This is a genomic window from Limosilactobacillus sp., assembly GCF_022482365.1.
Taxonomy (GTDB): Bacteria; Bacillota; Bacilli; order Lactobacillales; family Lactobacillaceae; genus Limosilactobacillus.
Genome location: NZ_JAKVPE010000001.1, coordinates 800,223 through 814,160, shown reverse-complemented (window position 1 = coordinate 814,160; position 13,938 = coordinate 800,223). Strand labels below are relative to the sequence as shown.

Sequence of the window (13,938 nt, the reverse complement as noted above, 5' to 3'; positions counted from 1 at the left end):
TTTTTTGATGGGGAGATTTATTGTGAAAAAGAAGATTGTACTCGGTTGTACAGTGGGGGTGCTAGTGGCCTTGATTGTATTTGGGATGCATTGGACAACCTTTCGTTACCTGGACCAAAATGGGGCGTCGATTGCCCCAGACCGGTCTACCCGACTTGTCCGTATCCTGCAAGCTAGTCATCAGAATGGGTACCGCTTAAAGAAGGTTGCTTATCACCATTCTCAGCACATGATTGTGGGAACCTATGTACCACGGCAGGATCCGCGAAAGGTGATTCATAATGCAAAATACATTGGCGTTACCTTTCAGCCGACGACGGTGCCCATTCAGCACGGCGGTCAGACAGATCCGGCGATTTTGGAACGGCGCTATAATCGACCAACCAGCGGCCGAGATACCTTACGACTAATCGTCGGTGATCGCTTTAATCGCTACCGGGTGGTCAGTGCCAATTATCCGGCACTCAGTGTGCGAGATCCCAGTATTATGCGGCAAGGGAAACGGTACTTCATTATTTATACTCGGGGGTTACTGTCGACCACTGACTTTAGCCACTGGCAAGAAATTAAATGGCCAGCTGATCACGGTTTCAGTTATTCCCAGGACTGGGCGCCCGAGTTCGTTAGTGGTTCCAAAGGACGAACATGGGTAGTGATGTCGAAAACCCACGATTCTTATCTGCATCACCAGCTTTACCTCACTACTTTTACCCATCACCGGGTTGGAAGACGTTGGAAGCGTTTGCAAGGGAATTTTCCAGAAAACGTGATTGATCCGCATATTCAATACTATCGCGGAAAGTACTACTTGTTTTGCAAGGATGAGAGTCGCCAGCAACTGATGATGGGGACTGCACCTACTGCTACGGGAAACTATCAGATGCATCACCTCGATCTTGGCCCGGGCTATAAAGAAGGGGTTGAAGCCTTGGTTAGTGGCAACCGGATTTGGTTGTATTTTGATACAATGGAGCAAACCGCAGCTAATGGTGTTGTCTACCATGGGCTACACTATGCAACCAGTGACTTAGCCGGTCGCCATTGGTCAACCGTCCGACCACTGCAGAGCCCAATAGTCCTTCGTCATGGTGAAATCATCAAGAATAAGTAAGCAAAACTAGCGACTGTTTTTTGAGGACAATCGCTAGTTTTTTCGATATGTCACAGATTTGCAATATTTAACGTCTATAATAGTTTTCAACGAAGCGAGGTGTTTTTCAGTGAAGAAAACTAGGGGACGACTCGCCTACCTGATTATTTTGGGGTGGGCGGGTTTTAGTCAGCTTTACTGGCGGCTAAATCCGCAAATCACTAGCAACCACGGCTGGGACCTGGCAACGGTGATATTCAATGTCAGCCGCGGTTTGACGATGATCGGTCCGGACATTTTAATTCTGCTGCTCGGGGCCTCCCTGGCACGCCGGGTCGTCGATGCCAAGGCCCAGCTGGTGAAGATCTGGCTGAATACGCTGTTTGTCGGCTGCTTGCTCAGTTTAATCATCAGCCTGTTCAGCACCAGTGAAATGACCACGGCCTTCTATGATGCGGCCCTGCCGATCCTGCGGAACTCGTACCCATTGATCAGTGGGATCTTGCTCGGCCTAGTGCTCGGCCGGATCAGCGATCAGCTTACCCGACGCTGGCAAGCAGTGATTGGTGGGCTGAGCCTGGCCATGATCACCGCCTCGACGATTTTTACGCCTAGCATCTTTGGCTGGCGAGAACAGACCACCAGCATTTTCTACGCGCTAGTGTTCCTCCTCGGCTGGCTGGAGAGTCATCAGCATCTCCTCAACTGGGGGAAGCGCTGGTGGGAGCTGCTTGGCGCCGGAGCCCTGTTGTTCAATACCGGGCTCCAGGTGGTGATGCCCTGGTTTAGCATTAACGGCGCCACGATCACCCGCTATTCCACCCCGGTGAATATTCTGACGGTGCTCATTGCTTTAAGCGTGGTTAAGCTGCTGGGCGAGGGGACCTTAACGACGATACCGGTTCGACTGACCTGGGCCTTTTTGCCGCTGGTGGAGGCGACCGCGACGCTGAACGTCTGCACCAGCCTGGCGAGTTCGCTGGACCGGTCCACGGGACGGGTGGCCCTCCTGACCCTGGTGGTCGTAGTGCTCGCAATGGTGGTGGCGGTGTTTTGGCAATTCTGGGCCCGCGTGCCGCTAGTGGTCCGCTTCAATGACCGCCTGCACCGCTTTAGCAGCAGGACACCGCGCGATCAACTGGCCGTTATTAAGCGCTGGGGCCGTCGCCTGGGGCCGAACCTCCTCGTCTTTGGGGTGGCCTACCTGATCGCGGTGATCTCGATGCTGCTGATGAACGAGGGCTGGCGGATCTACATCGATAACGCCACCTACAACACCCTTGCTTACGCCCTCGGGCAACGGGAACCACTCCTGTTGATGACGGCCCTGATCATCTTTTCCGGGGTCAAGTTCTTTCAGGCACTGACCAAGCGCTACTGGACCAGCCTCGCCATCGTGGTGATCTTCAACCTGATTTTCATTGTGGGGAGCCGGGTTAAGATCCAGTCCCGCAACGAGCCGGTGCTTCCGGCCGACCTGTCGGCGCTCAACGTTGAACTGATCAAGATGGTGGACACAAAAACGCTGCTGATGGGGAGCATTGCGATTCTCATACTGGTGGTCCTGGTCGTTTTAGCCGAGAAGAAAATGCCGCTGCGCTTGACCTGGTCCTGGCGGCGCCGGATCAGCTGGCTGCTAGTTTTGCCGTTGCTTTTGGCAACCAGCTTTTTCTGGAACCAGCAGGGACCGCTGAATAACTTTCTGACTTCGCTGGGCGACCAACCGACCTTTTACAGTCAGCTGGACGGGGCACGGAGGAACGGCCCGACGCTGCAGTTCTTAAACAACGTCGACAGCGAGGTCATGAAAAAGCCCAGTGGCTACTCAGCAGCGACAATGAAGCGGGTTGTTCGCCGCTATCAAAAGGAAGCGGCTCAGATTAATCGCCACCGGACCAACAAGCTGGGTGACCAGACGGTGATCTTTAACCTGAGTGAGAGCTTTGCCAATCCACAGCGAGTGCCGGGCGTGACCCTGACGAAGAATCCGGTTCCTTACATCACGAGTCTCAAGAAAAAGACGACCGGTGGCCTGATGCTCAGCTCCGGCTACGGTGGGGGAACGGCGAACATGGAATACATGACCCTGACCGGGCTGAGCCTCAGCAACTTCCTGCCGACGCTGGCGGTGCCTTACACCCAGCTGGTAACCCGGCTGGCCAAGGATCCGTCGGTGGTCGACAGCTTCAAGCACGCGGTGGCCATCCACCCATACCAGGGCGTTTTCTACAGCCGGATCGCGGTTTACAAGAAGTTTGGCTTTGACAAGTTCCTCTACCTCGGCAGCAAGTACCCGATCAAGCACCAGCACAAGATCGACCGCAGTCCCTACCTGTCGGACAAAACGGCCTATGCCAACACGCTGGACCAGATCAAGGGCCATTCCGGCGGTCAGTTTATTAATCTGATCACGATGCAGAACCACCTGCCGTTTGACCAGAATTATTACAACAATCTGTCTCAATACCAGGCCAAGACCGTTTCCAGCGGGACGGATAAGAATTCGCTGACCGACTACATCACCGGGATTCACTACACCGACAACTACGTCAAGCAGTTCATCAAGCAGATCGACCGGATCAATAAGCCGATCACCGTGGTCTTCTACGGGGATCACTTGCCGGGCATCTACGGCAATAGCATGGCCACCGACGGTCTGAAGCTCCACGAGACCGACTACTTTATCTACTCGAACCGCTATGCACGCCGGCACGGGGCCCACAGCCTGAAGGCCAACAGCAAGATCGTTGATCCGAACGACTTCATAGCGATGGTTGCCAAGCAGACCAACTCGCGGGTTAATTGGTACCAGGCGCTGCTGACCCGGGTGTACGAGCAGCTGCCGGCCGTGGCGGTGAACTTTAACCAGTCCAGCAGCGACCAGACGGCGGACCGCAACGAATTTGTCAACCAGCAGGGGAAGGTCGTCAAGAAGAAGAGCTTCACCAAGCACCAAAAGCAGCTGTGGCACGACTACCAGCTGCTCCAGTACGACATTACAGCCGGTCACCATTACGTTTTGAAATATTTAAAGTAAAAAAGGGAGTTACGCGCGATCACACGTAACTCCTTCTTTAGTAGGGATGCTATTGATTAGCAATTAATCGTTGTGGCTAACAACGACATTCTGCGGCAGGCTGCCGGACCAGTCTTGGTATTGGATGTCCTGGCTGCCCTTGGTGGTGTAACGGTCCATCCCATCGCTGTCAACGTGGTGGGTCGTACCGTTGTCATCGGTCCAGCTGGCAACGTCACCGAGACCGAGCTGAACTTCTTGCTTTTGCTGACTGGCGGCCTTGCTGGTGGCCGTCTGAGCCGTCTTGTTAGTAGCAACAGTAGTAGCAGTGTTCTCGCTGGTCGTCTTGGTCGTTGCGGCCAGGCTTTCCTTGGCGCTAGCGCTGCTTACGTTTGTTGCCTGCGTGGAGCTTGCGGCAGTTGAACTGGCGCTGCTGCTCGTGCTCGTGGCTTGACTTGCGGACTTCTGGGTGGCTGCCTTATTATCCGCTTTAGCCGACTTATCGGTATTCTTCTTGCTGCTCTGCTTGACAACCTTGGCACTAGTGGCCTCGCTTGCCTTGTGGGTCGTTGGCGCGGAACTAACGGCGCAACCGCCGAGTCCCAATGCCAGCATGATTACCAACGAACTGTTTAAGATCTTCTTGTTAAGCTTCATAATAGATAGCACCCCTTCCGCAATGTTTCAACATTGTTAGCTTTTTGATACATTAATTGTAACACGTTTGAAATATTAATGTAACTCAATCGAAAGAATTTGTTATTTTTTGTAAAATAAATCTTCGCGCAAGTAAAATTCTACCTATCAATCAGCGGCGATTTAGCTTATGATATGAAAAGACTCAATAAAGTTTAAGGATGAGAAAGATGTCTAGTCGTAAATTCTACCGGCGGCTGTTTTGGCCGCTGTTGCTGCTGATCTTGGCCACGCTGATTTTTGTCTGCACCAAGATCCAGTTCATTTTCAAACCGTTTCTAACCTTTATCTCGGTGGTCTTCGTGCCGCTGATCCTCTCGGGCTTTTTGTATTACATGCTGAGCCCAATCCTGAAATTAATGCTCAAGATCAAGATTCGCGGTCACCAGATTAACAAGGGCTTGGCCAGCCTCCTCCTGGTGGCGGCCCTAATCCTGATCATCGTCTGGGGCCTCTTCTTGCTGATCCCGCCCGTAATCAAGGAAATTACCACTTTGGTCACGCACCTGCCGCAGACGGTTAGCGGGATCCAGCACTTGTTGAATAACACCATCCAGCATTCGTTCCTCAAGAGCGTCGACCTGACGTCCTACTACCGGCAGTTTGACCACCAGCTGGCCAAATACGCTCAGATGATCTTAAAGGGCCTCTCGTCGCGGGTCGGGGACATCATTGGGGCCGTCACCAACGTTACCGTGGTGACGATCACGGTGCCAGTGATGCTCTTTTACATGCTCAAGGACGGCTCGAAGCTGACCCCTAGTATCCAGAAGTGGTTGTCGCCGCACCACGCCAAGGAAGTGGGACAGCTGCTGACCAAGATGAACGACACCCTGTCCTCCTACATCTCCGGTCAGGTGATCGAATGCCTCTTCGTCGGGATCTTTACCTCGATCGGCTATCTGATCATCAACCAACCGCTGGCCCTGGTGCTGGGGATCGCGGCCGGCCTCTGCAACATCATCCCCTACATCGGCCCCTACATTGGGATTGCGCCGGCGCTCTTTGTTGCACTGACAATGGCCCCGAACAAGATCATTCCGGTGATCATCGTCGTCATAATCGTTCAGCAGATTGACGGTAACATCGTCTACCCGAACATCATTGGCCGGAGCCTGAAGATCCACCCGCTGACGATCATCCTGCTCCTGCTGGCGGCGGGGCACATCGCCGGAATCGGCGGCATGATTCTCTGCATCCCCGCCTACGCGGTCGTCAAGACGGTCGCCGAATACTTCTTTGACATCTACCGGATTGAACATCCGGCAAAGGAAGAATAGTCTGAAAATAAAAATCGCTCAACCAACCATGGCTGAGCGATTCTTTTATTAAAACGATAACGTGGAAAACCAAAGGCTAGCTTCGCGTCGTAACCGTGGGGCTAGTGTCTAGCGCAGCGAAGCAAGTCTATTTGACTACGGACGAAAGCCGACGCCTTCAGCGCCGACTCCCGTCCTAGTAGCCTCTCGCCCCACTTTGCTGGTTATTTCCCACTCACTCTATTCATCCTCATCATTTACTTGGACGTAGTTGCCCGAGATGTAGCGGTCGGGGGCGAGCTGATACCAGGTGATCTCGTTGTTGTCGCTGAGTTTGCCAGTCAGCTTGATCTCCTGACCATCCGCCAGCTTGTCGACGGCTTCCCCATACGGTGAATCGTAAACGTCGACCGACTTGCCGGGGATGTAGTCGACGGTGGCCGGGATGTCGTGCAGGGGCAGGACGGTCAGGCGCTGGGCCAGGCGGGAATCGATCTTGTCGTTCGGGCCGCCGAAGGGATTGTCGACCACGTGCATCTGATCGTACTTGATCCACTGGTCGGCACCGATCTCGTACCAGAATTCGCCATCCTTGGTGGCCACCCGGTTGAAGGCCTTGATGGTGATGTCCTCCGGCAGGGGCTGGCCAACCGGCATTCCGTTGACCGTATCGTAAATGACTGCCGGAGCATCGAGCTTGAGGAACATCTCGATAGACTGAACCTCGCCCCAGTTTTCCTTGCGGTAGAAGATCCGAACGCTGTGCTGACTCATGTCAAAGGTTCCCGCGGCCTGGCCCTCGGTCTTAACATAGCGATAGTGTGGAAACTCCTTTTTTTCGACCTGGTAGGCCTGGCCGAGCCGGCCCCGCAGCAGCTGCGGAACCACCAGGTTGGCGCCGGAATCGATATCGACATAGTAGACCCAGATCGGGTTGCCGGTCTTAAATTGCTCAAACATAATTACACCCCGTCAAATTTAATCTTTAACCTTTATTATACCGCTTTTCGGGGACAAGAAAGAATAGTGGTGAAAATTGTCCAGGACTGTTAAAATCGACTTATTCAAATAAACGGGGGAAACATCATGACACGCCACCAACGAATTCGGCGCAACGCCACGCGCGCCATCTTCATTGCAATCATCATCTTACAGGACTTTGTGCCGTTCTTTGGCAACATCCCGCTGGGCCCCTTGAGCATCACGACTCTACACGTGACGGTCATCATTGCCGCAATTACCCTAGGACCGGGGGAGGGGGCCATCATCGGTGGCGTCTGGGGCCTCTTGACCTGGGTCCGGGCCTTCGTGGCGCCGTCTAGCCCGCTAGCTCCGTTGATATTCGTGAACCCCCTGGTCTCGGTCGTGCCGCGGATCATGATCGGCCTGGTCGCCGGTTGGCTCTTTCGCCTGGTCAACCGTTATGCCCATTCGCAACGGGCGGCGGCAATCGTGGCGGCGATCGGTGGGACGGTCACCAATACCGGCCTAGTCCTCGGTTTCGTGGCGCTTTTCTACCGGACCCCGGCGGTCGCTCATGCGTACGGGGTCAACGTTGACCACCTCCTGCCTGCTCTGGAGACGATCATGGCAACGAACGGGGTGGCCGAACTAACCTTGGCGGTAATTGTGGTGCCGCTGGTAGCCTTGCCGGTGCTGGAGGTACGACGGCGAATGCGGTAAACCAAAGCTCACTCATGGCTTGAAGCTAGAGTGAGCTTGTTTATTACTTATCGCTGTCAACGCTGGCATCCGCGGTCGCAACCGGCGCTGCCGCAACGACGGTGATGTTGCCATCGTCGTCGAGCTTAGCGGCCAGGTTCTTGACGTCGTTGTGGTCGAGAACGTAGTCGGCAATCCGGTCTTCGATCTGTTCTTGGATAACCCGCCGCAGCGGCCGGGCACCCATCTTCGGGTTGTAGCCGAGGTCGACCAGCTTTTCGGCAACGTCATCCGGCACGGCGATGTGGAGGCCACGGTCGCTGAGCATGCTGTTGACGTCGGTGATCATCAGGTTGACGATCTTCATCAGGTCCGGCTTGGTCAGGGCGTTGAACTGAACGATGTCATCGAACCGGTTCAAAAACTCTGGCTTGAAGTAGTTGGTCAGCTTGTCGAGAATCGAGTGGGTGGAACCATTCGATTCGGCACCGAAGCCGACACTGGCCGTGGAGTCACCGGTCCCGGCGTTGGAGGTCATGATGATGATCGTGTCCTTGAAGGAAACCGTCCGACCCTGGGAATCGGTCAGGCGCCCGTCGTCCAGGATCTGCAGGAACATGTGCATGACGTCCGGGTGGGCCTTTTCAACTTCATCGAGCAGGATCAGACTGTATGGGTGACGCCGAACCTGTTCGGTCAGTTGACCGGCTTCCTCGTAGCCGACGTAACCAGGAGCGGCCCCGATCAGCTTGGAAGTTGAAGTCTTGTCCATGTATTCGGACATGTCGAACCGGATCATGGCATCCTTAGAACCGAAGAGCTGCTTAGCCAGTTGCTTGGCCGTTTCGGTCTTCCCGACACCGGTTGGTCCAACGAAGAGGAAGGAACCAATCGGCCGTCCAGACTTGTTGAGCCCAATCCGGTTCCGCCGGATGGCCCGGGCAATCTTGTTGACGGCCTCGTTTTGGCCGATAACGTGCTGCTCCAGCTTCTTGTCGAGGTCCCGCAGCTGGTTTTCTTCTTGCTTCTGTAGGTCGCCAACGGGGATGTTGGTCTTCTCCTCGACGATCTTTTGCATGTCCTGAACGGTGACCGTCGCGGTGTCCTCGGTGTGGTTTTCTTCCGCGGCCTTCTTGGCCTTTTCCAGCTTGGAAACTTGGTCACGGTAGAAGGCAGCCTTTTCGTAGTCCTGGTTGTCAGCGGCCTGTTGCTTGTGGGCTTCGGCCGTGTGAATTTCGTTTTCGATCGTGTTCGGGTCGGCCGTCTTCAGGGTCAGGTTCTTGCGTGAACCGGCTTCGTCGAGCAGGTCGATCGCCTTGTCAGGCAGGAAACGGTCCTGGATGTAACGGTCGGATAGCTTAGCGGCGGCCACGATGGCGTCGTCGGTGTACTTGACGTGGTGGTAATCCTGGTAGCGACCCTTAATCCCATTTAAGATCTTGATCGTTTCCTCGACGGACGGTTCGTTGACCTCAACCGGTTGGAACCGCCGGGCGAGGGCAGCATCCTTTTCGATCTTCCGGTATTCGTTTAAGGTCGTGGCCCCGAGCAGTTGGAAGTCACCCCGAGCAAGGGCTGGCTTCAAGACGTTCCCGGCGTCCATGCCACCCTCGGCGTTGCCGGCACCCATGATTTCGTGGATTTCGTCGATGAAGAGGATGATGTTCTTGTTCTTGCGGACTTCTTCCATTAATTGTTGCATCCGCTTTTCGAATTGGCCCCGGATCCCGGTCCCCTGAACCAGGGAAACCACGTCGAGCCGGATAATTTCCTTATTCGCCAGCTTTTCCGGAACCTCACCGGAAACGATCGCCTGGGCCAAGCCCTCAACCACGGCGGTCTTCCCGACACCGGCTTCACCGATCAGGACCGGGTTGTTCTTGGTCCGCCGATTGAGGATTTCGATGACCCGCTTGATTTCCTTGTCACGGCCGATCACCGGGTCGATCTTGCCTTGGCGGGCCATGTCGGTCAGGTTAATTCCGTACTGGCCGAGGACGCCCTTGCCGCCACGGCGACCACCCTGGCGCTGGCCATTGGCACCGCCCGCCTGGCCATTGGCACCGGCCGGCTGACCTTGCATGTTGCCCATGGCGTTCATGAAGTCTTCCAGGCTTCCGAAGTTGAAGTTGTTCATTCCGTTACCCCCATTCATCATGTTGGTTTGTAAGTCTTGTAATTTTTGATAGCAATTTTGGCAGAGGTCAATTTGCACCCGCTGACCATTGAAATTCATCTGCAGGTGAATCGTTGCGGGATTTTGATGACAATTTTGACAGAGCATCGAATAAATACCTCCTTGATAGTATCTCCGAAAGGTCAGATAAAAGTTTGACCTTTCTTGACCATGACTACATTATACTTACTTTTTATCGTAGTGCAAGCCAAAAGACTCTTCTTAATCAAATCGCAAAGCCTTGCCGCCCTAAGTAGATCATCAATGGTCAAAGTCTTTACTGTAAATTTTAGCACTCTTTGACAAAGAATGCTAAAATAGGTGACGGAAAGTTCGCCATAATATAATGTAAGAAAAAATGAGGTGATTAAATGGCAGAGGAGAATTTTGAGCAGGAGCTTGACGACTTGCGGGATGGCAAGATCGACCAGTTCGTGATTACGCCGGAGAATTTCCAGGCCTTCCAGCGGGTCTATCACGCTTATCCGTACCGTACCCAGATTGAGGGCAAGGCCAATATCGGGGGTAAAATTGTTTATCACCTGCGCCAGGATTGATTGTTGACAAAAGCGCCGGCTGATCTTGTATTTAACGCTTACAATTGCTAAAATAAACATATCGAGGTGTATCAGCGGTATGGCCACTGATAATTTATTATATCTGCTCGAAGGAGACTGATTAAGTATGGAAAAACGTGATTTTACTATTACTGCAGAAACTGGTATTCATGCTCGTCCTGCCACTATTCTGGTTCAGACCGCATCTAAGTACGGTTCCGATGTAACCCTGTCATACGAAGGCAAGAGTGTTAACCTGAAGTCCATCATGGGCGTTATGTCCCTGGGTGTTGGTCAAAACGCCGAGGTTACCATCACTGCCAACGGTGACGACGAAAAGGAAGCACTGGACGCCGTTGCTGAAACGATGAAGAAGGAAGGATTGACTGACTAATGTCACTGCTGCTAACTGGGTTGGCGGCGAGCAGTGGGATTGCCATTGCGCCGGCCTACCTATTAGTAGGGTCAGATCTATCCATTAAGAAACAGCATACAGCTGACAAGAATCATGAGGTCGCCCGGCTTCGTGATTCTTTTACGTTAACGACGAAGGAGCTTAAGCAGATTCGGCAGCGGGCCCACCAGAACCTGGGTCAGCAGGCGGCCGCGGTTGTTGACACCCAGCTGGAAATACTGAACGATCCCGTCCTTTTGGCGAACCTTGAGCGCCTGATCAGGGGGAATGCCTACACAGCCGAGTGGGCGGCCAAGGTGACGACGGATCATTATCTGAACCTCTTTGAACACATGAATGATAATGACTATCTCCAGTCGCGGGCCCTGGCGGTGCAAGACGTGTACAAGCGCTTGTTGAGCCACCTGCTGGGGATAAAGCTTCCCGACCCGAATGCCCTGGATCACCGGGCAATTATCGTGGCTAAGAACGTGACGCCTACCGACACGGCTCAGTTCGACCGCCGCTACGTTGCCGGGCTGGTGACCGATTATGGTGGGCGGACGTCCCACTTTTCCATCATGTCCAAGACCTTGTCGCTGCCAGTGGTTGTCGGTACCCACAATGCGACGAGCCAGATTGAGGACGGCGACCTGCTGATCGTCGACGGCATTCACGGCAAGGTAATCGTGCGCCCAACCGACCAGCAACTGGAGCACTATCAGTTGCTGGCGGGGGAGTTTGCCCGGGAGCAACAGGTCTGGGGCGCCTTGCGCGACCAGCACACCGTCAGCAAGGATGGCCGCAAGTACGAGGTCGGCGCCAACGTGGGGACCCTCAATGACATCAAGTATGCCCACGACAACGGTGCCGAGGGGATTGGCCTTCTGCGGACGGAATTCCTCTATATGGACCAGACAAAGCTGCCCACCGAGGACGAGCAGTTCCGCACCTATAAGAAGTTCGTCACGGCAATGGGTGAGCAACGGGTGGTGGCCCGGACGCTGGATATCGGTGGCGATAAGCGCCTGGGGATGTTCAAGCTGCCCCACGAAGATAATCCTTACCTGGGCTTTCGGGCGATCCGGATCGGGCTGGCTAAGCCGGAAATTTTGCGGCCCCAGTTGCGGGCACTGCTCCGGGCATCAGCTTATGGCAGACTGGCAATCATGTTCCCGATGATTGCCACGCCGGAGGAATTTACCCAGGCCCGGGACATTCTGGACGATGAACGGCGGAAGCTCGGCCGGGCCGGCGTGGCGGTGGCCGATAGCGTTGAGGTTGGAATGATGCTGGAAGTGCCGTCGGCGGCCGTGATGGCGGACGTCTTTGCCCCCGACGTTGACTTTTTCAGCATCGGCAGCAATGACCTGATCCAGTACCTCTTTGCGGCCGACCGGGGCAATTCCCGGGTGGCCTACCTCTACCAGGAGCTGCACCCGGCCGTCCTGCGCCTGGTCAAGCGGGTGATTGACGCCGCCCATGCGGAGGGCAAGTGGGTCGGCATGTGCGGCGAGATGGCCGGCAATCCGCTGGCTACACCGCTGTTGACGGCGATGGGCCTAGACGAGTTCTCGATGAACAGCAGCCAAATTCTGCGGATCCGTTCTTTAATCAGTCACCTCAATAACCGCCAGCTCCAACCACTGGTGCACCGGGCCCTGGCTGCCCGCAGTGCCCGCGAGGTCGAGATGCTGGTCAAGGAATACGTACCCATTTTACGCAAGGAATAGACGCAACCTTCAAGCAGAAGGTTACGTCTTTTTTAATTTCTTGGTGGAAAACTTGTCACTGCCGCGAATTGATCATAAAATGGTATGAAATGTCATTTTCTAGTATAATTGGCCTAAGCAAAATACGTGATAGTAAGGAGCAATCAGTTTGAATATCGGTCTTTTTACAGATACATATTTCCCGCAGGTTAGTGGGGTCGCCACCTCAATCAAAACCCTTCGTGACGAACTGATTGCCCAGGGGCACCATGTCTACATTTTTACCACGACGGATCCACAAGCCAAGCATGACGACGTGGAGGCAGGGATCTACCGGTTTCCAAGCATCCCCTTTGTTTCCTTTACGGAACGCCGGATTGCCATCCGGGGTGCCTTTCGGGCGGTGAAGCTCGCCAAGAAGTTTAAGTTGGACATTGTTCACAATCAGACCGAGTTTGCCCTGGGGATGATGGGGAAGCTGGTGGCGCGCGAGCTGGATATTCCATGTCTGCACACCTACCACACGATGTACCAGGACTATTTGCACTATATCGCCAACGGTCACATCGTCAAGCCGCACAACGTCGCCACCTTCGTCCACCTCTATATGAAGAGCATCGACGGGGTGATTGCCCCCAGCGAACGGGTCCTGGACACCCTGGAGAGCTACCAGGTCACCACGCCGATCCGGGTGATTCCCACCGGGATTAACCTGCGCGTCTACCAGCAGCAGGACTCGGCCACCCAGCGCCTGAAGCTGCGGGAAAAGTTTGGCTACCAGGCCGACACGCCGGTTCTCTTGTCACTGAGCCGCCTGGCATATGAAAAGAATATTCACGCCTTGATTGCGGCCATGCCGGACATCATCGCCGAAAAACCCAAAGCTCAGCTGCTGATTGTGGGGGATGGGCCCGCCCGTGAAACCCTGGAGCGCCAGGTGCGTCAGTTGCAGCTGGCGGATCACGTTCAGTTTACCGGGCAAATCGATAACGACGATGTTTGTCACTACTATCAGATGGCGGACGTTTTCGTTTCGGCTTCTGACTCGGAATCGCAGGGACTGACCTATGATGAAGCGCTGGCGTCCGACCTGCCGATTGTGGTGATGCGCAGCGAGTACACGGACGAACTGATTGATGATCCGGCCATCGGGGTCAGCTTCCAGAAGCAGGAGGACCTGGTCCGGGGCGTGATTCACTACCTGGATCACCGGGAGAGCCCGGAGTCCCATGCTAAGCGTCAGGCGAAACTGCATGCCATTTCGGCGGAGGTGTTTGCCCAAAAGGTGTTACGCTTCTATGATGACTGTCAGATTGCCATGGCCCAGCGCCAGGAGGCTGAGCCCAAGCACCGTCTCTTTCGGCGGAGGGATTAAT

11 protein-coding genes are annotated in these 13,938 nt (G+C 54.5%); 8 read left to right on the top strand and 3 right to left on the bottom strand.

Features of this window, described 5'->3' with window-relative positions; all coding sequences use genetic code 11:
• Positions 1 to 22: 22 nt before the first annotated feature.
• Entirely contained in the window at positions 23 to 1,111 is a 1,089-nt protein-coding gene (locus LKE23_RS03985; RefSeq protein ID WP_291978174.1) for a hypothetical protein, read from the top strand.
• Positions 1,112 to 1,220: 109 nt separating this feature from the next.
• Positions 1,221 to 4,127, top strand: a complete 2,907-nt coding sequence (locus LKE23_RS03980; protein ID WP_291978173.1) for an LTA synthase family protein — start codon at positions 1,221 to 1,223, stop codon at positions 4,125 to 4,127.
• Positions 4,128 to 4,190: 63 nt separating this feature from the next.
• Here LKE23_RS03980 and LKE23_RS03975 read toward each other — a convergent pair whose 3' ends face one another.
• A complete protein-coding gene (locus LKE23_RS03975) occupies positions 4,191 to 4,763 on the bottom strand; it encodes a hypothetical protein (protein ID WP_291978172.1) in 573 nt (190 codons plus the stop codon).
• Between the two features lie 209 nt (positions 4,764 to 4,972).
• Between LKE23_RS03975 and LKE23_RS03970 the strand changes: the two genes are divergently transcribed.
• On the top strand, positions 4,973 to 6,082 hold the full coding sequence (locus tag LKE23_RS03970; RefSeq protein ID WP_291978171.1) for an AI-2E family transporter: 1,110 nt from the start codon (positions 4,973 to 4,975) through the stop codon (positions 6,080 to 6,082).
• Between the two features lie 219 nt (positions 6,083 to 6,301).
• Here LKE23_RS03970 and LKE23_RS03965 read toward each other — a convergent pair whose 3' ends face one another.
• A complete protein-coding gene (locus tag LKE23_RS03965) occupies positions 6,302 to 7,021 on the bottom strand; it encodes a MucBP domain-containing protein (protein ID WP_291978170.1) in 720 nt (239 codons plus the stop codon).
• A 126-nt stretch (positions 7,022 to 7,147) separates the two neighbouring features.
• On the opposite strand from LKE23_RS03965, the gene LKE23_RS03960 reads away from it, so the two are divergent.
• Positions 7,148 to 7,744, top strand: a complete 597-nt coding sequence (locus tag LKE23_RS03960; protein WP_291978169.1) for an ECF transporter S component — start codon at positions 7,148 to 7,150, stop codon at positions 7,742 to 7,744.
• Between the two features lie 43 nt (positions 7,745 to 7,787).
• Here the strand turns inward: LKE23_RS03960 and LKE23_RS03955 are convergent, their stop codons facing one another.
• Positions 7,788 to 10,007: an ATP-dependent Clp protease ATP-binding subunit gene (locus LKE23_RS03955; protein WP_291978168.1), complete on the bottom strand. Its 2,220-nt coding sequence runs from the start codon at positions 10,005 to 10,007 to the stop codon at positions 7,788 to 7,790.
• Between the two features lie 263 nt (positions 10,008 to 10,270).
• Here LKE23_RS03955 and LKE23_RS03950 point away from each other — a divergent pair, with 263 nt between their 5' ends.
• The 4 genes from LKE23_RS03950 to LKE23_RS03935 all read left to right on the top strand — a co-directional run bounded on the left by LKE23_RS03950 (position 10,271) and on the right by LKE23_RS03935 (position 13,937).
• Positions 10,271 to 10,456, top strand: a complete 186-nt coding sequence (locus tag LKE23_RS03950) for a hypothetical protein (RefSeq protein WP_291978167.1) — start codon at positions 10,271 to 10,273, stop codon at positions 10,454 to 10,456.
• A 127-nt stretch (positions 10,457 to 10,583) separates the two neighbouring features.
• Positions 10,584 to 10,850, top strand: a complete 267-nt coding sequence (locus LKE23_RS03945; protein WP_291978166.1) for a phosphocarrier protein HPr — start codon at positions 10,584 to 10,586, stop codon at positions 10,848 to 10,850.
• Positions 10,850 to 12,583, top strand: coding sequence for a phosphoenolpyruvate--protein phosphotransferase (ptsP, locus tag LKE23_RS03940; RefSeq protein ID WP_291978165.1), 1,734 nt, complete (start codon positions 10,850 to 10,852; stop codon positions 12,581 to 12,583). Before LKE23_RS03945 ends, ptsP begins: the two co-directional genes overlap by 1 nt.
• A gap of 148 nt (positions 12,584 to 12,731) precedes the next feature.
• A complete protein-coding gene (locus tag LKE23_RS03935; protein WP_291978164.1) occupies positions 12,732 to 13,937 on the top strand; it encodes a glycosyltransferase family 4 protein in 1,206 nt (401 codons plus the stop codon).
• Position 13,938 lies beyond the last annotated feature (1 nt).

What these genes read in the sequence shown, in the direction of transcription:
- LKE23_RS03975 (WP_291978172.1), bottom strand. Translation starts at nt 4,763, where the DNA reads ATGAAGCTTAACAAGAAGATCTTAAACAGTTCGTTGGTAATCATGCTG.
- LKE23_RS03970 (WP_291978171.1), top strand. Translation starts at nt 4,973, where the DNA reads ATGTCTAGTCGTAAATTCTACCGGCGGCTGTTTTGGCCGCTGTTGCTG.
- LKE23_RS03965 (WP_291978170.1), bottom strand. Translation starts at nt 7,021, where the DNA reads ATGTTTGAGCAATTTAAGACCGGCAACCCGATCTGGGTCTACTATGTC.
- LKE23_RS03960 (WP_291978169.1), top strand. Translation starts at nt 7,148, where the DNA reads ATGACACGCCACCAACGAATTCGGCGCAACGCCACGCGCGCCATCTTC.
- LKE23_RS03955 (WP_291978168.1), bottom strand. Translation starts at nt 10,007, where the DNA reads ATGCTCTGTCAAAATTGTCATCAAAATCCCGCAACGATTCACCTGCAG.
- LKE23_RS03950 (WP_291978167.1), top strand. Translation starts at nt 10,271, where the DNA reads ATGGCAGAGGAGAATTTTGAGCAGGAGCTTGACGACTTGCGGGATGGC.
- LKE23_RS03945 (WP_291978166.1), top strand. Translation starts at nt 10,584, where the DNA reads ATGGAAAAACGTGATTTTACTATTACTGCAGAAACTGGTATTCATGCT.
- ptsP (WP_291978165.1), top strand. Translation starts at nt 10,850, where the DNA reads ATGTCACTGCTGCTAACTGGGTTGGCGGCGAGCAGTGGGATTGCCATT.